The 22,676-nt window shown below is 60.8% G+C and carries 21 protein-coding genes; 8 read left to right on the top strand and 13 right to left on the bottom strand.

Annotation, left to right across the window (positions count from 1 at the left end; all coding sequences use genetic code 11):
- Nucleotides 1–108 precede the first annotated feature (108 nt).
- From QO005_RS15930 to QO005_RS15890, 8 genes are all read left to right on the top strand, one after another.
- Nucleotides 109–762 (top strand): Rieske 2Fe-2S domain-containing protein, encoded by a 654-nt coding sequence (locus QO005_RS15930; protein ID WP_307159041.1) that lies wholly within the window; start codon nt 109–111, stop codon nt 760–762.
- Nucleotides 759–1,601, top strand: a complete 843-nt coding sequence (locus tag QO005_RS15925) for an aromatic ring-hydroxylating oxygenase subunit alpha (RefSeq protein ID WP_307159040.1) — start codon at nt 759–761, stop codon at nt 1,599–1,601. The genes QO005_RS15930 and QO005_RS15925 overlap by 4 nt, the downstream gene beginning before the upstream one ends.
- Nucleotides 1,601–2,260 (top strand): glutathione S-transferase family protein, encoded by a 660-nt coding sequence (locus QO005_RS15920; RefSeq protein WP_307159039.1) that lies wholly within the window; start codon nt 1,601–1,603, stop codon nt 2,258–2,260. The genes QO005_RS15925 and QO005_RS15920 overlap by 1 nt, the downstream gene beginning before the upstream one ends.
- Before the next feature lies 1 nt (nt 2,261).
- A complete protein-coding gene (locus tag QO005_RS15915; protein ID WP_307159038.1) occupies nt 2,262–3,653 on the top strand; it encodes an amidohydrolase in 1,392 nt (463 codons plus the stop codon).
- Between the two features lie 162 nt (nt 3,654–3,815).
- Complete coding sequence (locus tag QO005_RS15905; RefSeq protein WP_307159037.1) at nt 3,816–4,916, top strand: BMP family ABC transporter substrate-binding protein; 1,101 nt, start codon at nt 3,816–3,818, stop codon at nt 4,914–4,916.
- 2 nt (nt 4,917–4,918) lie between these two features.
- On the top strand, nt 4,919–6,442 hold the full coding sequence (locus QO005_RS15900; protein WP_307159036.1) for an ABC transporter ATP-binding protein: 1,524 nt from the start codon (nt 4,919–4,921) through the stop codon (nt 6,440–6,442).
- Nucleotides 6,439–7,554 carry an ABC transporter permease gene (locus QO005_RS15895; RefSeq protein WP_307159035.1) on the top strand — a complete coding sequence of 372 codons (1,116 nt, stop codon included), beginning with the start codon at nt 6,439–6,441 and terminating at the stop codon, nt 7,552–7,554. Before QO005_RS15900 ends, QO005_RS15895 begins: the two co-directional genes overlap by 4 nt.
- Nucleotides 7,551–8,462, top strand: coding sequence for an ABC transporter permease (locus QO005_RS15890; RefSeq protein WP_307159034.1), 912 nt, complete (start codon nt 7,551–7,553; stop codon nt 8,460–8,462). The genes QO005_RS15895 and QO005_RS15890 overlap by 4 nt, the downstream gene beginning before the upstream one ends.
- Nucleotides 8,463–8,542: 80 nt before the next feature.
- On the opposite strand, the gene QO005_RS15885 is transcribed toward QO005_RS15890, so the two are convergent.
- From QO005_RS15885 to QO005_RS15825, 13 genes are all read right to left on the bottom strand, one after another.
- Nucleotides 8,543–10,321, bottom strand: a complete 1,779-nt coding sequence (locus QO005_RS15885) for a diguanylate cyclase domain-containing protein (protein ID WP_307159033.1) — start codon at nt 10,319–10,321, stop codon at nt 8,543–8,545.
- Nucleotides 10,308–10,538 (bottom strand): hypothetical protein, encoded by a 231-nt coding sequence (locus QO005_RS15880; RefSeq protein ID WP_307159032.1) that lies wholly within the window; start codon nt 10,536–10,538, stop codon nt 10,308–10,310. Before QO005_RS15880 ends, QO005_RS15885 begins: the two co-directional genes overlap by 14 nt.
- Nucleotides 10,539–10,899: 361 nt before the next feature.
- Entirely contained in the window at nt 10,900–11,682 is a 783-nt protein-coding gene (locus tag QO005_RS15875; RefSeq protein ID WP_307159031.1) for an ABC transporter ATP-binding protein, read from the bottom strand.
- Nucleotide 11,683: 1 nt separating this feature from the next.
- Nucleotides 11,684–12,544 carry an ABC transporter permease gene (locus tag QO005_RS15870; RefSeq protein WP_307159030.1) on the bottom strand — a complete coding sequence of 287 codons (861 nt, stop codon included), beginning with the start codon at nt 12,542–12,544 and terminating at the stop codon, nt 11,684–11,686.
- Nucleotides 12,545–12,629: 85 nt separating this feature from the next.
- A complete protein-coding gene (locus QO005_RS15865) occupies nt 12,630–13,592 on the bottom strand; it encodes an ABC transporter substrate-binding protein (RefSeq protein WP_307159060.1) in 963 nt (320 codons plus the stop codon).
- A 105-nt stretch (nt 13,593–13,697) separates the two neighbouring features.
- A complete protein-coding gene (locus QO005_RS15860; protein ID WP_307159029.1) occupies nt 13,698–14,855 on the bottom strand; it encodes an alpha-hydroxy acid oxidase in 1,158 nt (385 codons plus the stop codon).
- A gap of 4 nt (nt 14,856–14,859) precedes the next feature.
- Nucleotides 14,860–16,122, bottom strand: coding sequence for a hypothetical protein (locus tag QO005_RS15855; protein WP_307159059.1), 1,263 nt, complete (start codon nt 16,120–16,122; stop codon nt 14,860–14,862).
- A 137-nt stretch (nt 16,123–16,259) separates the two neighbouring features.
- Nucleotides 16,260–16,991 carry a histidine utilization transcriptional repressor HutC gene (gene hutC / locus QO005_RS15850; protein ID WP_307159028.1) on the bottom strand — a complete coding sequence of 244 codons (732 nt, stop codon included), beginning with the start codon at nt 16,989–16,991 and terminating at the stop codon, nt 16,260–16,262.
- Nucleotides 16,992–17,048: 57 nt separating this feature from the next.
- Nucleotides 17,049–18,377 carry a histidinol dehydrogenase gene (gene hisD / locus QO005_RS15845; RefSeq protein ID WP_307159027.1) on the bottom strand — a complete coding sequence of 443 codons (1,329 nt, stop codon included), beginning with the start codon at nt 18,375–18,377 and terminating at the stop codon, nt 17,049–17,051.
- A 226-nt stretch (nt 18,378–18,603) separates the two neighbouring features.
- A complete protein-coding gene (locus tag QO005_RS15840; RefSeq protein WP_307159026.1) occupies nt 18,604–19,374 on the bottom strand; it encodes an SDR family NAD(P)-dependent oxidoreductase in 771 nt (256 codons plus the stop codon).
- A gap of 221 nt (nt 19,375–19,595) precedes the next feature.
- Nucleotides 19,596–21,122, bottom strand: coding sequence for an amidohydrolase family protein (locus QO005_RS15835; RefSeq protein ID WP_307159025.1), 1,527 nt, complete (start codon nt 21,120–21,122; stop codon nt 19,596–19,598).
- On the bottom strand, nt 21,119–22,171 hold the full coding sequence (locus tag QO005_RS15830) for a questin oxidase family protein (RefSeq protein WP_307159024.1): 1,053 nt from the start codon (nt 22,169–22,171) through the stop codon (nt 21,119–21,121). Before QO005_RS15830 ends, QO005_RS15835 begins: the two co-directional genes overlap by 4 nt.
- Nucleotides 22,168–22,650: a nucleoside deaminase gene (locus tag QO005_RS15825; RefSeq protein ID WP_307159023.1), complete on the bottom strand. Its 483-nt coding sequence runs from the start codon at nt 22,648–22,650 to the stop codon at nt 22,168–22,170. Before QO005_RS15825 ends, QO005_RS15830 begins: the two co-directional genes overlap by 4 nt.
- Nucleotides 22,651–22,676: the final 26 nt, after the last annotated feature.

The following is a 22,676-nucleotide window of genomic DNA, read 5'->3' as shown; positions in this document are numbered from 1 at the left end:
AAAACCGGATTCCACATTTTCCTGGAAATGCACTAACCCCTCAAATTACCCAGGGGCGCGGCTTCCTGGGATCTTCGCAAATATAGACGCATGTGAGACATTCCAATCATGTCATCCCCTCTGAGGAGTGCCTGGACCCCGATTGCGCTTTCTGCCGATGTACCGGCCCTGACTGTGATGCCCGCCCGCCTCGGTGGTGAAACCGTAGCGCTCTGGCGCAGCGCCGCCGGTCAGGTCACCGTTTCGGCTGATCGCTGCCCCCATCGCGGCATGCGTCTCTCCCATGGCTTTGTCCGTGGCGAGGCCCTGTCCTGCATCTACCATGGCTGGAGCTACGCGACCTCCGGGCAATGCCTGAAAATTCCCGCCCATCCCGGCCTGACCCCGCCGGATGCCATTCGGGTCGAAACCTATGCCGTCACGGAACGGGACGGGATGATCTGGGCGGCGAATGTGCGCCCGTCTTCACAGGCTCCGGATCTGTCCGATCTCTGTCCGCTTCGCTCCCTGTCCGTAGTCAGCACCGTGGAGGCGCTGAAAGCTGCGGCGGAAAGCACCATGGACGAACGAGGCCTGCTACCGCTTGGCGATGCCGGGAAGGGCGTATTCCTGCTGTTGTCGGCTGAGGGCAATGGCGAAATCCTGATCCATGTCCTCGTTCCGCCCGAGACGAAACCGGCGGACCGCATTGCCGCCTCGCGCACCGTGGAGGCTTTGCGCCGCCGCGCGGAAGCGCTCTGCCTTGAAGGAGAAGCCGCATGAGCAGAGTGGGCATGCGCGATGAATGGTATCCGGTCGGCCTGTTCAGCCAGATCAGCGAAACCGGCCGCGACACGATGCTGATGGGTGAGCCGATCAAGGTCTTTCGCGATGCCGCGGGCAAGGCCGCCGTCACCGCGCGTGATGGCCGTCCCCTGCCGGTGACGGTGCGCTACGGGCATATCTGGACATCGCTCGGCACGCCCGGGCACGATCTCTTCGCCATTCCGGAGGTTGACCAGCCCGGCAGGCGGCTGGTGGAGGTTGGCGTGGTGCGAGTACGCTGCTCGCCTTTGCGGGCGGTGGAGAATTTTCTGGATATTGCCCACTTTCCCTTCGTCCACACCGATATTCTCGGCTCCGAACCCCATACGGAGGTCCAGAATTACAAGGTGGAAATCCGCGAGGAGGAAGACGAGGTCTGGGCGACCCAGGTGCAATTCTACCAGCCGCAGGCGGCGAAATCGGCCAGCGGCGGCATTACCACCGATTATATGTATCGGGTGCCTGCCCCCACTTGCTCGGTGCTCTACAAGACCTGCCCGCCGCGGCCCGGCGAGTGGGATGTGATCACCCTCTTCGTGCAGCCACTGGCCGAGGATATGTGTGACGTCTGGCCATGGATGGCGCTTTACGATGACGACACGCCGATGACCGATCTCATTCACTTCCAGCAGACGATTTTCCTGCAGGACCGTTCCATTCTCGAAAACCAGATCCCTGCCCTGCTGCCACTCGATCCCGGCAAGGAAATTCCCACCCGGGCCGATCTGACCTCGGTCGCCTATCGGCGCTGGCTGAAGCGCCACAACTATATCTATGGCGCGCAATTGGTGGCGTGATGAAGCTTTACGATTATGTTCTCTCGCCCAGTTGCTACAAGGTGCGCCTGATGGCGGCGCTGGCCGGTATCAGGCTGGATTTGCATCCGGTGGATTTTCATCCCGGCGGCGAACATCGCAGCCCGCAGATGCTGGCGCTCAATCCGGCAGGAACCATTCCCATTCTTGAGGATGGTGATGTGCTGCTGACGGAATCCTCCGCCATGCTGGCCTATATCGCCGCCACGGCGGCCCCGGACTGGCTGGGACAGGCAACGCCCGTCGAAGCCGCCCGCACCCAGCAATGGCTCGCCTTTTCCGCGCGGCTGACGGCAAGCCTCGGAGGCGCGCGCCTGCATCAGATGCTGCTCATCCCCGGCCATATCGAGGCCTTGCAGAAGGCAGGCATTGCGGCATTGCGCGAACTTGAGGCAGGCCTTGCCGAACAGTCGATGCGCGGCCATCGTTTTCTATCGGGGGAGCGGCCCACCATCGCCGATATCGCCTGCTTCCCCTATGTGGCGCTGGCGCCGGATGGCAATGTCTCGCTGGATCCCTATCCGAAGATCAGGCTGTGGTCGCGAGCCTTGCGCGCCCTGCCGGGCTTTATCGAAATGCCGGGCATCCACCGGCTGCACGAGTTGAAGCCCGAGCCGGAAACGCCTCTGGAGACCGCATGACATGACGGGTTATCTGTTGAAGAATTGCGCGGCGGTCATTGCCGATGACGGACCGGGGCCGGTCGTTCATCGCCATGTCGATCTCCTGACCGAAGGCCCGGCCATCACGGCCATCGGCCCGAACCTCGTCAGCCAGAACCTTCCCTCCGGAACCACGGTTCAGGATGCCAGCGGCTGGTTCGTCTATCCCGGCCTCGTCAACACCCACCATCATTTCTTCCAGTGTTTCGTACGCAACCGTGCGGATCTGGACTGGACAAAGCTCTCCGTCATCGAATGGCTGGATCGCATCTATCCGATCTTCTCGCGTCTGACGGAGGATTGCTTCTACCACGCCTCGGTGACGGCGATGGCGGAACTGATCAAGCACGGCTGCACCACTGCCTTCGACCATCAATACAATTTTCCCCGCCATGCCGGACGTCGGTTGATCGATCGGCAATTCGAGGCGGCAGACCTGTTCGGCATGCGCTTTCATGCCGGGCGCGGCGGCAACAGCCTGCCGAAATCGGAAGGCTCCACCATTCCCGACGAGATGCTGGAAACCACCGATGAATTCATTAGCGACTGCGCCCGGCTGATCGACATCTATCACGATGCGGCCCCCTTCAGCATGCGACAGGTGGTGGTGTCGCCCTGCCAGCCGGTCAATTCCTATCGTGAAACCTTTGTGGAATCGGTGGCGCTGGCCCGTGATCGCGGCGTTTTCCTGCATACCCATGTCGGCGAGGGCGAAAGCGAGGTGATGCGGGCGCGTCACGGCCTGCGCACCGTCGATTATCTGGAAGACATGGGCTTTGCCGGACCGGACACCTTCTACGCCCATTGCTGGGAACTGACCCATGACGAATTAAAAACCATGGCCGCCAGCGGCACCGGTGTCTCCCATTGCCCGGAACCGGTTTATCTCGTCGGGGCCGAGGTGACCGATCTTCCGGCCATGGCGGCCTTTGGCCTGCGCGTCGGGCTCGGCTGCGATGGCGCCGCCTCCAACGACAATTCCAATCTCATGCACTGCCTGCACTCCGCCTATATGCTGCAATGCCTTGCCGCCTCGACACGGCAGCATCCCGTGCCGCCGCCGGTCGATTTTCTGCGCTACGGCACGACGGGCGGCGCCAGCCTGCTCGGACGCAAGGATATTGGCCGCCTGGCGCCCGGCATGGCGGCAGACCTCTTCGCCATCGACACCCGCCGTCTGGACTATGTGGGCACGCGGCACGATCCGCTCAGCCTCATCCCGCGCGTCGGCATCGGCGCGACGACGGATATGACGATGATCAATGGCCGGATTGTCTGGCAGAAAGGCGAATTCATCGGTCTGGACGAGGCAAAGCTTTTCGCGGATGCCGAAGCCTCGTTTGCGAGCGTGGCGCCCGTCGTTGAACTTTAGAGCGCTTTTCGATCTGATTGAATCAGATCGGCGCTCTAACATATTATTTTTGAAGCATAATCTTGTCGATCCTCGTTTCACTCCGGTCGGATTATGCTCTAACGTCCGGATACATGGTGACCGGCAGATATGTTTATAAACGAACAAAAGGGAACAAACATCATGACCACGCTTACCCGCAGACACCTGATGCAGGCAGCAGCAGCGACCGGCCTTGCCGGTGCGCTTGGCAGCAGCAAGGCACTTGCCGCCGACGAACCGCTGGGCATTACCCTCGTCGTCCCCTCCCCGATTGGCGATGTCGGCTGGGGCCATGCGCTTGCCGCAGGCCTGGAGCCGGTAAAGGCCGCCTATGGCGACAAGGTGAAGGTCACCGTGATTGAAAACATTGCCGAAGGCCCCGATGCCGACCGCATCATGACCAAGACCGTGGCAGACGGAAACAAGTTCCTGATTGCCGGGTCCTTCGGCTACCAGAACGGCGCGCTGCAAATTGCCCGCCGGGATAAGAAGGTCAGCGTGCTGCACGCCTCCGGCTTCCAGGTGGCGCCGAATTTTTCGCCTTTTGCGGCCAAATATTTCCAGGGCACCTATCTGCTCGGCATGGCGGCAGCCGCCGTATCGAAAACCGGCAAGCTCGGCTCCGTCTCCGCCTTCGCCATTCCCGAACTGATTACTTCGATCAATGCCTTCACGCTCGGCGCGCAAGCCGTGCGCCCGGATATCGAAGTGTCGGTGGTCTGGGTGAATTCCTGGTTCGATCCGGCCAAGGAACAGGAGGCTGCCAAGGCCCTGATCGCGCAGAAATGCGATGTGATTTTCTCTAACGCCCAGGATACGCCTTCGGTGATTTCGGCCTGTGAGGAGGCTGGCATCTACGCCTTCAACCTCAATTCCTCGATGAAGAAATACGCGCCGAAAACCTATCTCGGCTGTGTCGCCACCGACTGGTCACCCTTCTTCAAGGCTTCCGTCGATGCGCATCTCGCCGGCAAGTTCAAGGGCGCGAATGCCTTTCTCGGCATGGCCGACAAGGTGGTCGAGGTCGTGGACTGGAACCCCGCCATTCCGGCGGACACCATGGCGAAGATCAAGGATCTCGAAACCAAGATCGCCGCCGGCAGCTTTTCACCCTTTACCGGCCCCATCGCCAGGGCGGATGGCAGCGAGGGTGTCAAGGCGGGCACAACCCTGTCAGACGCTGACATCGTCGCGATGAACTGGCATGTAAAGGGTGTCGTCACCCCGCTGCCCAAGTCATGATCATGACGACCCCGCTCCTGTCCCTCAGCGGCGTTTCGAAAAGCTATGGGCAGATCAGGGCCAACAAGGCCATCGATCTCGACGTCGCGCCGCGGTCGATCCACGCCATTCTCGGCGAGAACGGCGCTGGCAAATCGACGCTGATGAAGCTGATCTACGGCGTCGAACAGCCGGATGACGGGAGCCTGTCCTGGAATGGCGAAGCGGTCACCATCGCTTCGCCAGCCGAAGCCCGGCGGCTCGGCATCGGCATGGTGTTCCAGCACTTCTCACTGTTTGAAACCTTGACGGTGGTGGAAAACATCCAGCTGGTGATGCCGGGCAGGAAGGCCGATCTGGCGGAGCGGATGCGGGCGCTGGGCCGGGAGTTCGGGCTGGAGGTGGACCCTCTGGCCCATGTCCATACGCTGTCCGTCGGCGAACGGCAGCGGGTGGAGATCATCCGGTGCCTGATGACGGACCCGAAACTGCTGATCCTCGATGAGCCCACCTCGGTGCTGCCGCCGCAGGCAGTGGAAAAACTGTTCGAAACCCTCAGACGCCTGCGCGATGGCGGCGTCTCTATTCTGTTCATTTCCCACAAGCTGGAGGAGATCCGGGCGCTCTGCGACCGGGCGACGATCCTGAGGGCGGGTGAAGTGACCGGCCATGTCGATCCGCGTGCGCATGATGCCCATGCCCTGGCCCGCATGATGATCGGTCGGGACATGCCTGATCCGACGCCCGCAGCGCCGATGGACGCCGGCGAAACGCGGCTTGAACTCATCGGTCTCGATTATACGCCGGACGATCCGTTCGCCACGCCGCTCGCCAAGGTGAGCCTGACGCTGCGCGCCGGGGAAATTCTTGGCATTGCCGGCATTTCCGGCAATGGCCAGAACGAATTGGCCGCGCTGATCTCCGGTGAAACGCAGCTTGGCCGCCATGAGCGGGACCGGATTTTCATGATGGGCCGCGATGTCGGAACCCTGGACGCCGCCGCACGGCGCAGGCTGGGCTTTGCCTTCGTGCCGGAAGACCGGCTTGGTCGCGGCGCCGTGCCGGACATGCCGCTGACCCTGAACGGGTTGCTGACGGCGCATCCCCTGAAGCTGCTGCGCAAGGGGCTCATCGACCGGCGCAAGGCGCGCATCTTTGCCGAAACCTGCATTCGCGACTATGACGTACGCACCTCCGGCCCGGAGGCGGAGGCAGGGGCGCTTTCGGGCGGCAATCTGCAGAAATTCATCATTGGCCGTGAGATCATGCTCGCACCAAAACTTCTCTTCGTGGCCCAGCCCACCTGGGGCGTCGATATCGGCGCGGCCTCAGACATTCGCCGCAAGCTCGTGCGCCTGCGCAATGAGGGCATGGCGATCCTGGTGATCTCGGAGGAGCTTGAGGAGTTGTTCGAACTGAGCGACCGGATTCAGGTCCTGCATCATGGAACCCTCAGCCCGCCCTTGATGACGCGGGACACGAAGCCGGAGGAGATTGGCCGCTACATGATCGGATTGAAAACCCAGACGGATGCGCCTCTTCCATGAGTATCACGGCCTTTTCCTTCCTGCCCCATTTCACGCGCCGGGAGCGGGCCTCTCGTACGGCCATGGTGCTGGCGCCGGTGATTGCCCTTGCAACAGCCACGCTTCTGAACGGCGGGCTTTACGTGCTGATCGGGCGCGAGCCTCTCGCCGTCATGCATGCCATGCTGCTGGAACCCTTCATTTCCTGGTCCTCATTTTCCGAGGTTCTTTTGAAAATGGGGCCGCTCCTGTTCATCGCCCAGGGGCTGGCCATCGGCTTTCGCGCCAAGGTTTTCAACATCGGCGCGGAAGGACAATTCATTCTTGGGGCGATCTTCGCCTCCGCCATTCCCATCTGGTATCCCGAGGCCGAGGGGGCATGGATCTGGCCGGTCATGCTGCTGTGCGGCGCTATCGGCGGGGCGCTCTGGGCCTCGATTGCCGCCTTCTGGCGCGCCAGGCTGAATGCCAACGAAATCCTGGTCTCGCTGATGTTGAGCCTGATTGCCGCACAAGTGCTCGTCTACCTGCTGCTCGGCCCCTGGAAGGATCCGAACGGCTTCAACTTTCCGCAATCGGTGATGTTCCAGTCCGATGCGATGGTGCCGGTCTTGATCGAAGGCACACGAGTCAACGTGTCCCTGCTGCTGGCGCTGGCGCTCTCGGTCGCCGCCTGGATTTTCATGGAAAAGAGCTTTCTCGGCTATAAGCTTCAGGTGGGTGGCCTGGCGCCCAAGGCGGCAGGCTATGCCGGATTTTCCGAGAAGGGGGCCATCTGGCTGTCGCTGTTGATCGGCGGCTTTGCCGCAGGCCTGGCAGGAGCCGCCGAGGTGGCAGGACCGATCGGCCAATTGCAGCGCTCCATCGCCACCGGCTATGGCTATGCGGCCATCATCGTGGCCTATCTCGGCAATCTTCATCCCATCGGTATCGTCTTCTCGTCCCTGGTGATGGCAGCCCTCTATATCGGCGGCGACAATGCCATGGTCTCGGCCAACCTGCCGGTGGCAGCGGTTCGGGTGTTTCAGGGCTCGCTGCTGCTGACCTATCTGATCAGCATCACCTTCGTCCGCTACCGGTTGGAATGGCCGAAATCCAGCCGGGCCACGCCTTTGAATGGAAGAGCATCATGAACGGCATCCTCTTCGTTCTCGCGGGCATGCTGGCGGCAGCCACGCCCTTCCTGCTGGCCGCTCTGGGCGAGTTGGTGGTGGAGCGGGCCGGCGTTCTCAATCTCGGCGTGGAAGGGCTGATGGCGCTCGGCGCGGTCATCGCCTTCATCGTGGTCTATCACGGCGGCGGACATCTCCTGGGCTTCCTTGCCGGTGGGCTGGGCGCGGCGCTGCTATCGCTTCTCTTCGCCATCGTCATTCTCGGCATCCGCGCCAATCAGGTGGCGGCGGGTCTTGCCATCGGCATTCTCGGCCAGGGCCTGTCAGCCCTGTTCGGCAAAAGCTATGAAAGCCTCACCGTCACCGGCCTGCCGAAGCTTGCCATTCCCGGTCTTTCCGATCTTCCGGTGGCGGGTGGACTGTTCGTGCAGGATATCGCCGTGTGGCTGGCGCTTCTGGCCACCCTCGGCGTCTGGTACCTGCTGACAAAAACCAGGGCCGGGCTGGTGATCCGCGCTGTGGGTGAAAATCCGAAGGCGGCGCATGCCATCGGTTATTCGGTGATCGGGGTGCGTCTGTCGGCGATTGTCTTCGGCGGCCTGATGGCCGGCTTTGCCGGGGCCTATGCGGCCATCGTCTATACGCCGCTTTGGGCCGACGGGATGATTGCGGGCCGCGGCTGGATCGCCATCGCACTCGTCGTCTTCGGCACCTGGCTCACGGGCCGCGTCTTTCTCGGCGCCTGCCTGTTCGGGGCAGTCTCCCTGATGGGGCTTGCCGCCCAGGCAACCGGGGTCAACCTGCCCTCGCAGCTTCTCGCCAGCCTGCCCTATATCGTCACCATCCTCGTGCTCGGCATCATCTCCGCCGACCGGAGGCTTCTGAAGCTGAACGGCGTTGCCTCCCTCGGAGAACCTTTTGATCGGTAACCTGCCGGTTTCAAACCTCAGAGCATTGTCTTTCCACGTCTGCGGACAGAAAACCGCTACGCACTTTTCCTGGAAATGCTTCAACCGGCCTTCAAGAGCCTGTCCGGAGCCCTCTCAAGCCTCTGGCCAGCGCCGATGGAGCGATTGCGTCCCTTCTGCTTGGCGTCATAAAGCGCCTGGTCAGCCGCCTCAACGATGGCTTGCGCCGACCACGTCTCCCGTGGCCTGACCGTGACATGACCAAGGCTGATGGTGACCTGGCCGAAGGGGTGATTGTTGATGTGTTCAATGCCCAGAGCTTGAACATTCCGGCGGATGATCTCCGAAATGACCGCTGCATCCTGCCGGTCGCAATCGCTCAGAACAACCGCAAGCTCTTCTCCTCCGAACCGGGCCGCGACAGCTTCATGGCCCTGCACGCTGTCCTGGATGGCTCTCGCCACGGCCTGTAAGCAATGGTCGCCCGCCAGATGTCCATAGGTGTCGTTGAACTGTTTGAACCTGTCGAGATCGATCAGAATGATGGTGAAAGAATCCCGCCTGTCTTCACCGATGAGGTCGTTCAAAATCTCGGAAAAATGCCGCTTGTTGAAAAGCCCGGTCAGTCCGTCGGTCTGCGCCAGAAGATCAAGCTCACGCTTCTTCAATTCCTGCTGCGTGACATCCCGTGTGATGACAACAAAGGCCTCCGGCCGGCTGACATTGCCGGCACTGACCGCCGAGATCGCGCTTTCCAGCCAAAGCGGATCGGTTCCTTCGGCGCGGCGCTCCCAAAGGATCAATTCGCTCTCCGATCCCTTTGAGAGCTTTTCCAGCGCCTCCAGCCAGATGCCGCGATGGCTCTTCCCGCCCGCATCGAAGATACTGGTGCCCAGCAGGCTTTCCGGCGTCTGGCTATAGAGCTTCTCTGCGGCCGGAGACACGAATTGCCGGATACCCGCGCTATCGATCTTCTCGATTGCGTCAGTGGAGGTGCGGGTGATCAAACGCAGTTCGGCCTCACGCATAGCGACGATCCGCTCGCTTTGCTCCCGCAGCTTTGTCTGGCGTAGCCAGCGCAACGCCATGCCAAGAGCGATGAGGCCGGTGGTGATCAGACAGAGCCAGGGATATTTCGAATAATCCACCCAGTCATAGAACAGCGCCCGCTTGGACTGCGCCACCAGCACGGTAATACCCGTTTCCGGGCTGCGGTAATAGCCGCTGATCCGCCGCATCCCGTCGAAAGGCGATAGATATTCGTAACTGCCCTGATGCTTTTTCAAAACTTCATCGCGGAAAAAAGCACTGCCTGCCAAATTCGTATGCATGGCTGCGGGATCGATCGGCAATCGCAAGATAATATTGCCGTCCTCGCGCATCAGAACGAAACTGTTATCAGGCCCAAGATCGCTATTGCGCATGAAGGATACGAAATGGTCGATGTCGATGGTCGCAATCATCACCCCACCGAAGCCGCCATCCGGCAGATTGACACGCTGGGTGATGGGCAGAAACCATTTTCCATCCGTCTGGCTTTGCGAGGGCAGGCCGATACGTGGCGCGGAGGATGAATTTGAGCGATGAAACTGGAAATATTCCCGATTGCTGAGGTTCATGCCGGAGACATTCGACCGAAAGGTGGACTCGATCAAAGCCCCGGATTGATCCGCATAGGCAATGCTGCGCAAGAATTTGGAATGCTGAATTTCCTGATGCATCTGGGCAATCAGGCCGAGATAGCCCGCCTGGCCCGCATGTGCCTTTTCAGCGCTTTCGACAAGTTGACCGAGAGGCTGCTGCGCAAACCGGAACACATCATCCGTATGGACACCAATGGCCCGCGCCGTTTCGATCAAACGCCTTTCAGATGAGAACACCAGTCCTCGCCAGTTCAATACCTGGCACCAGATCGTCAATACTGCGAAAACCGCTGCCCCAAGACAGACGATCACTGTATTGACATCGAAAACAGGCTTCAGGGTGTCTTTCGGTATTTCCCGATGGAAAACCCTTTTCCACTTTTCCTGAAAATACTTTAAAAACTGCAGCCGCATCATGCGCCATACCTGAGAAAGCGAACCATCTGATGGTCATGGCTAAAGATCATTGATTAATGAAAATATAATTCAGCTATCTTTGAAAAAGGTTCCGCAAATAAAATTTTTCTTTTGCAATCAAAAGAGGAATAAAATTCGATTACATGCACGCCTTGAATGGGAAAATTTCCCTTCTGTCATGATTGGGCGCAGAAGGCCCTAAAGCGCTTCATTGTTTTCTGGAAACCGTCTGTGATTGTTGCTGCGATAACACCGCCGCATCGTGCGGCGCATTATACCAAGGCTCGAAGATGCTAACGCATCCTCACCTTGAAAGAATTTCGAATATCTCAAATGCATCAAGGGCTTGAAATATTCGAAAGGGGAATACGAAGAGTCATTTTCAATGACTCTTCGTATTACTCCTCCGGGCGAATGGACGAACCGTCGCGAATGGAGGCGAGGACCTGTTTTTGCAGCCCGATGAACTCTGGCGTGGAGATCATCGACTGGCTGCGCGGGCGGGCAAGGCCGACATGATAGGTGGCGTTGATCCGACCGGGATTGATGCTCATCACCACGATCCGATCCGAAAGATAGACGGCCTCCTCCACGTCATGGGTGACGAAAAGCACCGTCAGCCGATGCTCTTCCCAGATCTGCGTCAGCAGTTCCTGCATCTGGTGCCGGGTCAGGGCATCGAGAGCGCCGAAGGGCTCATCCATCAGCAGCATTTTCGGACGATAGGACAGAGCGCGGGCAATGGCGACGCGCTGTTTCATGCCGCCGGAGAGTTGGGAGGGAAAGGCGTCGGCAAATTTCGTCAGATTGACCAGCTCGATGTGATGACGGGCAATGTCGCGGCATTCGCCAGCCGAAAGCCCTGCCGCCTGCAAGGCAAATTCGACATTCTGCTGCGCCGTCAGCCAAGGCAGCAGGGTGTAGGACTGGAAGACCACGCCCCGGTCCAGACCCGGGCCGATAATCGGGGCTCCATCCGTCAAAAGAACGCCGTCATCGAAGGACTGCAACCCGGCGACGATGGACAGCAGCGTGCTCTTGCCGCAGCCCGACGCCCCCACCAGCGACACGAATTCATTATCGGCGAGCTCAAGGTCGATATGGCTCAGCGCCTGCATCCGCCCGGTCCGCATGCCATACCATTTGTTCAGCCCTGCGATCTTGAGTTTGGAACCGGTCATCTCAATGACCTTTCGTATAACGGAAGAAAATACGCTCCAGCGCCTTCATGCTCTGGTCGGTGACCAGACCGAGAAGGCCGAGGAGCAGGATATAGCCGATGATGGTCTGCGTCTGAAAATAGCGTTGCGACACAACGATACGGTAGCCAAGACCCGAGGTTGCCGCGACCAGTTCCGCCAGCACCAGCCAGGTCCAGGCCCAGCCGAGACTGATCCGCAGCGTATCCCAGATCCCGGGCAATGCCGCGGGCAGGACGATCCGGCGCAGGATTCTGGTTTCGGACATGCCGAGCGTCCGCCCAAGTCCGATGAAATCAGGCGGCACGCGCTTGACGCTGTCCATCACCATCAGCACCTGCTGGAAGAAGGTGCCGATGAAAATGATCACGAATTTCTGGATATCGCTGGTACCGGCCCACAGGATCGTCAGCGGCACGAAGGCGACGACCGGCATGTAGCGGACAAAATCCACGAAGGGCTCGATGGCCGCTTCCCAGGTCTTGAAGCAGCCGATCATGATCCCGATCGGGATCGCCAGCGCCGAGGCGATGAAGAAGCCGACCAGCATGCGGTAGATGCTGATCCCGGCATCCGTCCACAGCGTGCCATCCAGCGCCAGTTCCACCATCTTGCTCCAGACCGCACCGGGAGACGGCAGGAAAATCGGCTTGACCCAGCCCGTCACCGTCACTGCCCACCAAAGCAGCAACAGCAGCGCAAACACCATGACGGCAATCAACACGAAGGACGAGGTGGCAATCGGATCGCCGATGCGCAACGCGCTCGGCGGACGGCCGACACCCGCGCGCGATGACGCGCGGGTTCCCTCCTTCGATGGCGGCATGCTTTCTGAACGGGACATTGCAATCCTTACGGTCGCGAGAGCATTTCCAGGAAAAGTGTAGTCGCGGTTTTTCGTCCGGAAATGCGTAAAAACTTCACTGCGCTTACTTGTTCGCCGCATCGACGAAAGACGGGTCGATGATCGCGGCGGCGGTCACGTCCTTCGACACCAGACCGGCCTCTTTGGCCGCCTTCAGAACATCGGGGAAGGTCTTGGCCGTGAAATCACCGGCAAAGGCCTTGGCGGCTTCCGCGGAGCTATAATATTGCACCCCATCGAACGCCGTCTTCAGGTCATCGGGCGAAGCGCCAACCGCCTTGGCAATGATGGCGCGATCTTCCTCGGTGTTGGCCTTGTAATCCTTGAGCGCCGCATCCCAGGCCTTGATCATCGCCAGAACCTGCCCCGGCTTGGATTTCAGCACCTCTTCACGCACCACCAGAACATCGGAGACGAGACCGGGATTCTTGCCGGCTTCAAACAGCAGTTTGACGTTCTTGTCCTGGCCGAGTGCTGCGGAAATATAGGGCTCATAGGTCACGGCCACCGGCACCCTTCCGGCAATCAGCGCCGTCCCCGCATCGGCAGCGGGCATCGGCACGCGCTCGATATCGTTGATCGTCATGCCATTGCTCGACAGCGCGTAGTTCAGAAGAATATCACTGGTCGTTCCCTCCTCGAAGGCGATGCTCTTGCCCTTCAGGTCGGTAACGCTCTTGATATCGGCACCAGCCAGAATGGCATCCGCCTTCAGGCTGAAATCGAGGAGAGACACGATCTTGACCGGCAGGCCGGCGGCCACCATGCCCATGGCGGTGTGCGTGGCGATATTGGCCGCATCGAGCTGGCCACTGGCCAACGCCGCGTTGATATCCTTGTCTTCGCTGAAGTTGACGATCTGCACATCCTCCAGCCCGTTTTTCTTGTAGAAATCCTTGCTGGCGGCAACATGCCACTGGCCGTAACCCAGCCAGGGTTCAATGCCGATCTTGAAGGTGCCGGGCTCCGGCTTGGCCGGAATGGAATCTGCCGCCTGCACCGGCGTGCCGGCGGAAAACGCAGCCATGCCACAGGTCAGGACTGCGCCAAGAAGCATGGTGCGGATGAAATGTCTGTTCATGGAGAACCCCTCTTTTGGTTGTTTCATCAATTTATACGGCATAAGACTGCTCTACCCGGCGCTGCCATGCCGGAAAACGAAATGGCCCGCTTTTTCCTTCAATTCCTCGATGGACCCGCAGCCCATCAGCGTCAAGGTGATGGCGATCTCCCGATGCAGGATGTCGATGGCATGGCTCACACCCGCTTGCCCACCGGCGGCCAGGCCGTAGGTATAAGCACGGCCCAGCATGACGCCATCGGCCCCCATGCCGATTGCCTTCACCACATCGCTGCCCCGGCGGATGCCGCCATCCAGCAACAGGGTGAACTCCCGGCCCACGGCGGCGCGAATGGCGGGAAGCGCCGCGATCGTGCTCAAGGCCCCGTCCAGCTGGCGACCGCCATGGTTGGAAACCACCACCGCATCGACGCCGATAGCCTTGGCCTTTTCCGCGTCTTCCGGCGCCAGAATGCCCTTGATGACCAGAGGCTTCTTCCACCGGTCCCGCAAACGACGGATATCGTCCCAGGAGAGTGTCTTGTCGATCCGCCGTGACAGATTGGCCGCCTGCTCCAGCGCGCCCCTGCCGAAATCCGCCCGATGCTCCACGGCACGCACGGAAGGCATTCCACCCCGGGCAATGTCCAGCAACCATGCGGGTCTGAGGCAGAAGCTTGCGAACAGACCGGGCGTGATCCGCGTCAGCGAGCGGAAGCCATTGCGCACATCCCGCTCCCGGATGGCGGTGATGGCGGTATCCACCGTTACGAACAGTGTCTCGACACCTGCGTCCTCGGCGGCAGTCAGCAATTCTTCGGCCAACGATGCGTCATCCAGCATGTAAAGCTGAAAATGCAGGGGCCCATCCGTGACGCGGCGCACGTCCGCAAGCGAGGCAATGGAAAAGGTGGAGAGGCAAAAGGGAATTCCCGCCGCATGCGCGGCAAGGGCAGCCTTCTGCTCGCCCTGACGGGCGTAGAGCCCCAGAAACCCGACGGGGCCGAGCATGAATGGCAGGGCATGACGCTGCCCGAGAAGGGTGGTGGTGAGATCGGGCTCGGCGCGCGCGCGCAGAACGGTCTGCCTGAGAGCAAGACCGGAGAAATCCGCGCGGTTGCGGCGATAGGTTTCCTCGCTGAACGCGCCGCCGTCGATATAATCGAAAAAGAGCTTCGGCAATCGCCGCTCCGCCGCCAGCCGAAGGTCATCGATATTGACGATGGTCATGATGTCACCCCTCCGGATCGATGGCCGACAGGAAGCGCGTAACGAGATCAGAGCCCTCCACCGGCTCGGACCCGGCCATTATGGCCACGGAAAGACCGATCAGGGATGAGGTCGGATTATGGTTCGTGGCACCGGCGCGCAGGTTCATCACCAGGGTGGGGCAGAGGAAAAGCGCAAGCCGGATCACCGTTTGCCAATCGGGCGGCAAAAGCCCCTTCCGTTTCAGTTCCGCCAGCAGCGGCCGCCACAGGGTTTCCGCCTTGGTCTGCAGCAACGCCTCCCGTACGGGCGAAAGCCGCCAATCGACATCGGCAAACAGCGTATCGTCCTCATAGCGCGCCATTGCCGTAAAGCTTCTCTCCACCAGCTCTGGATCATAAAGCCAGAAGGGATGTGCGAGCATGTTATGGAAGGTCGCCTTGATCTCCGCGAGCAGGGCCGGCACATGCTCACCGGCGAAAGCGGGATCGAAGAATGTTAGAGCGCTTTTCGATCCTCGTTTCACTCCGGTCGGATTATGCTCTAGCGACGCACCCTCTACACGCTGCTCGAACCAGACATTGGCGTTATGCGCATCACCATGCGCCGTCACGCCGCCGTGATCGGCAAGGCGCTGAGGCGCGAGTCTCTCATGCGCCTGCGCAAACAAGTCACCGAGCGTCTTGCGATATTCCATACCGTTGACCACAAAGCGGGCGGCCGACAGTTCGGCCCAGGACAAAGAGACGCCGGGGAAATCGAACGTCCGGTCGACATAAAAGCTCGCCAGCCGCCCGCCGGGATAAGTGCCCTCCTGCGCCGTGACCAGCCGGTCGTGGAAAAGGCGATGGATCGGCTCCTTCTCGACCTCCTCCACCCGCACGGGGTGAAGCGTCTTCAGGTAGACATCGAGCACGGCTTCGTTCAGCCTGCGTTCGGCTGCAACCGCCTGCTTCGCCCCGGCCTCGTCATGCTGCAGGTCAAGCGCGCGCAGCACATCCGAAAAGCGCGGATCGCTGCGGCGTCGGTACACGAGGATCTGCTCGCCGGGAAGCGTCGACATCATCAGCGGCTGATCGACCGGCAATCCCGCCTTTGCCAGAATGTCGGCGCGATAATATTCGCCGCTCATCTCTTCCTCGTTTTCCTCCTGGTGAAACTTGAAGAAATAAGGCTCCCCCCCGGCTTCGAAGAAACCATTGAGCGAATTGAGACTATACTGGTCGTGATTGATGGAGATGGCCTTGGCCTCGACGCCAAACAGCGCGCGCAGCAACTCGCCCAGCAAAATCTCCGCCGTCCCGTCGCGGCGTTTTGCGTGGTCTCGAATGGCGGCTGTTCGGCTCGTCTGCTGCATCGTTTTGTCTTTCATGCCTGAAGTATCATCCTCAGGGCCCGGTTCCTGCTTTTGCTGGAGCGGCTCGGTCATTTGTGTGGTGGCAGGTAACGGCTGCCCAGGCTGTAGCGGCTGCCGACATAGGTGAAGATATTGACGGTGGCGACCGTCTGGCCGGTCCAGGTTTTGCGGTTCAGCACGAGGCAACTGTCACGTTCGCGGATATGCAGCAGCCGGGCGTGCCGCTCGCTGGCCGGAACCGCGCTGATCAGATGCTCGACCTCGGTGAGCGGCGTGCTGTGCTGCAGATAGTCATAGGTCGCGGCGGAGGTGAAATCCTGAGCAAGATAGTTCTTCACCAGCTGCGGGTTGACATATCGCTCTTCCAACTGCACCGGCATCTCGTTTTCATAATGCACGATCACCGAATGATCGACAGGCTGCGGCGCCGGAAATTCAAAGGCCTTCGTCAGCATCGGGTCGGATGCTTCGATCCGCTCCAGCGTGATCACGTCGGCACGATGACGGCTGCCCCGTGCCTTGATCTCGCTGACGATACTACTGATTTCGATCAGGGTGGATTGCGCCTTCGGCGGCGAAACGAACGTCCCGACACCCTGAACACGCCTGAGATGGCCTTCCGCCGTCAGTTCCCGAAGCGCACGGTGCACCGTCATGCGTGAAACCCCCAGCGAGAATGTCAGCTCATGCTCGGACGGCAGTTTTTCGTTGTGCGGCCAGTTGCCATTGCCGATATTGTCAAGAACGAAGTCCTTGACCTTCTCGTACAGCGGCAACGCATCCTTCGAAAGACCGGTCAATTCACGCACTTCCGTCTAGGGTTTATGGACATTGGCGAGAAAAATGATCTCCCCATGTCAGCCCCGCTTCGGCAGATAGGTGTCACGCACGGCGGAAACGGCATGGGCGTGCGAGGAAAAGCCCTCATATTCGGCAAGCTTATGGGCACGCTTGGCAAATTCCGGATAGGCAGGCGCCGTGACATAACCGATCGAGCTTCGCTTGACGAAATCGGTGACGGACAGCGGCCCGAAGGTTCTGGCCCAACGGCTGGTGGGCAGCACGGCGTTCGGGCCGAGGCAGAAATTGGCAATGCTGACCGGCGTGTGCGGCCCCATCAGGATTTCAGCGGCTTCGGTGATGTGGCCGAGATGGGCGAAGGCATCCTGGGAGAGGATTTCCAGATGTTCCGGCGCGTAGGAATTGACGAAGTCATAGCTTTCCTCGACCGACGAGGTGAGAATGATACCGCCGCAGGTGCCCGACAGCACGCGACTGGAGAAATCCACCCGCTGCTCGGTCATTCGCGCCCAGTGCTCAGGCAAGGCAGCCAGCGCCTCTTCGGCCACACGGCGGCTGTGGGTGACGAGATAGGCGGAGGAATCCGGCCCGTGCTCGGCTTCGATCAGCAGATCCAGGGCGGCAAGGCCGCCATGCACGGTGTCATCGGCGAAAATGATCGCTTCGGAAGGACCGGCGGGAAGGCCGGTGTCGATGATACCGGCAAGGCATCGCTTGGCGGCCACGACCCAGGGGCTGCCCGGCCCGACGATCTTCAGCGCCGGCTTGATCGTCTCCGTGCCATAGGCAACCGCGGCAACAGCCTGCGCGCCGCCCACCTTGTAGACGGTTTCCACCCCGGCAAGCCGTGCCGCAACCAGCGTCGCGGCATCGACGCGGCCATCGGGTGCGGGCGGCGTGACGATGGCAAGCTCGGGCACGCCCGCCACCACGGCGGGCACGGAGGTCATCATCGTCACGGAGGGAAAGGACCCCTTGCCGCGCGGCACATAAAGCGCCACGGATTTGATCGGGGTGAAGCGGTCACCGGCAAAGGCGCCCGGCTTGATTTCCTTCAGCCACATGGCTTCCGGCTTCTGCTCCTCGTGGAAATGCCGGATATTGTCGATCCCGAAGGTAATGGCCTCGATTACATCCGCCCCGACCAGCGTGAACGCCTCGTCGAACTCGGCTTCCGTGACCTTGATCGTCGCTTCCGTCACGTCGGCCTTGTCCAGCTCGCGGCCGAAGCGGGCCACAGCCCGGTCACCCTCCAGACGCACCGCCTCCAGGATCGGCGTCACCTTTTCCATGAAGCCGGAAAGGTCGGTTTCGGAGCGGCGCAGCAGCGCCCGCTTTTCCTCCGGGCTCAGCGTCGAATAGTCGTGAAACGTGACCTTGGCCATGCTGCTTACCTTCCTTACGCCGACGATTGATCGGCAATGCGCATCATCCATCCTGGACGAACGTTTCCGGGAAAGTCTGTTCCCGTCTTGCTCTCTACCCGTCTATAGATGTCTATACATGCATAGACCTTATTCGAGAGCGTGAGGCTGTCAAGCCGCCATGTCATGGCGAGAATTCTGCGTGTTTGCGGACGGAAAACCGGTTCCCGCTTTTCAGGGACAACACTCAGATCGATGCCAGAAAGCCGCCGTCCACCGGAATGCATTGACCCGTAATATAGGCTGCGGCATCGCTCGCCAGAAACACCACCGCACCGCCAATGTCGGAGGCCGCGCCGAAGCGTTTTTGCGGGATCTTGTCGAGCATTTTGGCCGTCCAGCCCTCATCCTGATAAAACACGTCCGTCATCGCGGTGCGAAAATAGCCGGGCGCGACGGCATTGACGCGGATGCCGTGGGCAGCCCATTCCGCCGACAGGGCGCGCGTCATGCCAAGCAGGCCGGATTTCGATGAGCCGTAAGGCACCGCGGTCGGAATGCCGACATAGGACGTCAGCGAACAGAGATTGATGATGCAGCCGCCTGCGGCCTGCCCTGCCATGCGCCGTGCTGCAGCCTGAGACCAGAAGAAGGCACCCTTCAGATTGGTCCCTACGATCCGGTCCCAGGTGTCCTCATCCACATCCAGCGACGGCGAAACCTGTTCATAGCCCGCATTATTGACCAGAATATCGAGCGTGCCGCTGCCGGATCGGACACTGGAAAGCGCCGTGTCGATGGAAGCGATATCGGTCACGTCCTGCGCCAGGGTCTGGCAGGACCGCCCCAGCACCTCGATCTTCTGTCGCGTTTCGGCAAGGGAAGCTTCACTGCGGGCCGTGATGCAGACATCGGCCCCGGCCTCAGCCAGCGCCACGGCGATCCACTGGCCAAGACCCCGGCTGGCCCCGGTGACAAGCGCCGTCCTGCCGGTAAGGTCGAACATGGAATGCATCATGATACCCCTGTTTTCGGGATAAAATCACGGGACCTTCTGTATGTCTATACATGTATACCATAAGCGGGTGGCAACGCATTAGGGTGTGTGGACATTCGCCCTTGAGCGGGCTGCAAACGGCAATTTCCTGCGCTTCCGGTGCTCATGTACTCAAGTACACTCCGCTCCGGTTCTCGAAAATCACCGTTTTCGCCACGCCCAAAGCCGAATGTCCACACACCCTAGAGGGGATGATCGCGATGGACCTGCTCGAGGGCAGGCATCAGGCGCGCAACCATCCGGCTCGCCTCCTGTTCCGATGCCGTTTCCGGCTGGGCAAGGCGTTCGGCAATCTCCCGCAAAACCGCGTCTCGATCGATGGAAACGACGCGCCCGCCATCCACCAGCTTATGGCCCTCCACGAAGACCTGATGCACGGCATCCTTCATGGCCCGATGCAGCACTGCCTCGCTGACCGGCGTATCCGGATGGAGATAAGGCCGCGCGACGCTCTCCCTCTTCAATAGCACGATATCCGCGCGCTGCCCCGGCTCCAGCCGTCCCACCATGCCGCCATAGCCGGTGCTGCGCGCGCCATGTTCGGTCGCCATTTGCAGCACCGCTGCGGCATCAGGCCTGTCGTTGAACAGATCCGTGCCGCGATGAAGAGCCCAGACGAGTTTCATCTCCAGCAACATATCCCGGTCATCGGCCAGATTGGACTGATCGATGCCGAGCGCTACAGGAATACCGCGCCGACGCATGGCATTGACCGGTGCGATGCCGCTGCCGAGCCGCAGGCCCGAGCTTGCATTGTGGCAGACCATGCAACCGCAATCGGCGAGCAGGTCGAGATCGCTTTCTGAGGCCCAGTTGCCATGGCCGATGGTCAGTTCCGGCCCCAGGCAGCCCAGCGCCGCCAGATGTTCGACAGCCGAACGGCCATAGCGGGCGCGGGCAAAACCCGCCTGCCGTTTCGTCTCCAGCAAATGCATATGAACATTGGCACCGGAAGCACGCGCCGTCTCGAAGATCATCTGCAGGCTGTCATCGCTGCACCAGTGCAGATTGGCGGGAGCGAGATGATGGCGAAGCGTCAGCGGATTGCGCTCCTGCCATTTTGCCCGGCTGGCCTTGAAGAAGGCCATGTACTCCGCCGTCGGCACATCGGCGGCGGCCAGCCTCGGCTTCAGCCAGTCCGCCAGATCGGCGGGCAGGCCCGCGAGAATCGCGCTATCCGGTTCATAGGCCAGGACATTGCGGTCACGCATCATGAAGGAATAGCCGGTGCGCATGCCGATTTCCTGATAGGCGCCGAGCACGGCATCGGTGCTGCTTTCCCACGCCTCCGGCGTGCCGGTGAGCCCGCTGGCGATATGATGCACAGTCGTGGTGCCGCTCTCCAGCATTTCGATAGCGGCATAGAGCGTATCGAGCCTTGGCCCGACCGGGCGCATGGCCCTGAAGCGCGGCAGCCAAAGCTCAAGCGGCGCGAAGGGAACGCCCATCATCAGCGGCGTCAGGCCGAAATGATGATGGCTGTTGACGAGGCCCGGCATGGCGATCATCGCCGCTGAGCCATGACGCGGCAAGTGATCATTGCCATAGCCGACGGCTTCGAGCGGGCCGATCTGGGCGATCATGCCCTTCTCCACGCGGATGCCGACATCATGGCGCAACTGCATCCGGCCATCTGCGGCAAGCCCCGTCATCACCGTTCCCGCCTCAATGATGCAATCGGCACCGGCTCCGGTTTTTTCCTCGCTCATCGGCGGTAGTCTCCCATCAGGCCAAGCCGTCTGGCGGCAGCAACGCGATACAGCGGATCGCCATAGATCACCATCTCTTCCGATGCGGAGAAGGCAAGGCTGATGTCATGCTCATCGAAACTGGCAGCCGCTGCGGCATGGATGTCAGCCCAGTCCGGCGCATCCAGCCCGCGCCAGCGCTCGATCACCGCTTCATCCGGCAGCACGGGAAAGCCCATTTCCGGCATCAAGGCAGCAATGGCCTGCCAGAAGACCCGCAGCATCGTCTCCAACGTCTCCTTCGAACAATAGGGCGCTACAAGGCGGATCCAGTGAAGGCCGGTCACCACATGCAGCGCCGCGAAATGCTGGGTGGCCGCAAATACCCGGACCGCAACCGCCGCCATTCGCGCCATCGTCCAATCATCGATTGCCAGCCAATCGACAACCGGCTGAAATTCCGCCATTGCCGTGGCATCGCGGATGTTCTGCCAGAGCAATTCATGCAGGGTAAGGTGGTGCAGCGGCTCGATTTCGCAGACCCGCCGCAGCACCTCGGCCGGATCATCGGTCAGCGGCGCGGCAGCCGTTGCAGGTGGCAGGGCGAGAAAAGTGGCCGCCCAATAGGCAAGCGCAACGGCAATATCCGCCTCACTGCCCCGCAACACGCCATAGGCCGTGCGCATCAGGGCATGAAAGGCGCTGGCGGCAACACCCGGGGCGAGAATAGGCAGAAACTGCCGCAAAGCCCCCTCGATGCCAAGTTCCGACACCTTGCGGCTGAAAAAGAGGCGCAGATCCGGCTCCCGATCCCGATGACCGATGGCAGAGGACCAGGTGGCATCGTTCAGCGCCAGCACGGGTGCTGCGAAGGGACGCAACCTCTTTGAGGCACGGTAATGATCGAAAAAACCGCGCATTTGCTGCGGTGTACCGCCAATCCGCGCCAGCGCGGTCAGCACCATCGGCGCGTGATTGGCGAAGGTCCGGTCAAATTCCGATCCCCAGTCCGGCATTTCAGCCAGCAGGGCCTCGGCTTCCGGCGGAAACGAGAGGGAAAGAGCGGTCATGATGTTTGCTCCCAGGCGCCCTGATGCAGGACGGCTGCTTCGTCTTCAAGGCATGGGCCTTCGACCGTAATGGTTTTCTGACCGGCCGCGAAAACCGCACGGCAGGGCATGTCCATGGTGGGATTATCGGGATGGTCGCCAGTCATCTGCCTGAGCCGTGTCTCGGAAAGGCCATAGACCACCCGGCCAATCCCCGTCCAATAGATGGCCCCGGCACACATGGCGCAGGGCTCCGCCGAACTGTAGAGCGTGCAGGTGGCGAGATAAGGCTCGCAATAGGCTTTCGAGGCCTCGGTCGCCACAAGCCGCTCGGCATGGGCTGTCGCATCCCGATCAGGATAATAGCCGTTTTCCCGCTCGATCAGGACCTCCCCATCCGGCCCGGCCAGGAGCGCGCCGAAAGGCATATTGCCATGGGCTTGCGCCGCCTTAGCCAATTCAAAGCAGCGCCGCAGCAAGTGCGTCTCCCGGTCGCTCATCTCGATACTCCTCTTTTCACGAAACC

Source organism: Allorhizobium paknamense, assembly GCF_030815125.1.
GTDB classification, from domain to species: Bacteria; Pseudomonadota; Alphaproteobacteria; order Rhizobiales; family Rhizobiaceae; genus Allorhizobium; species Allorhizobium paknamense.
The sequence above is the reverse complement of the archived record's forward strand: the minus strand, read 5'-3'. Positions and strand labels throughout refer to the sequence as shown.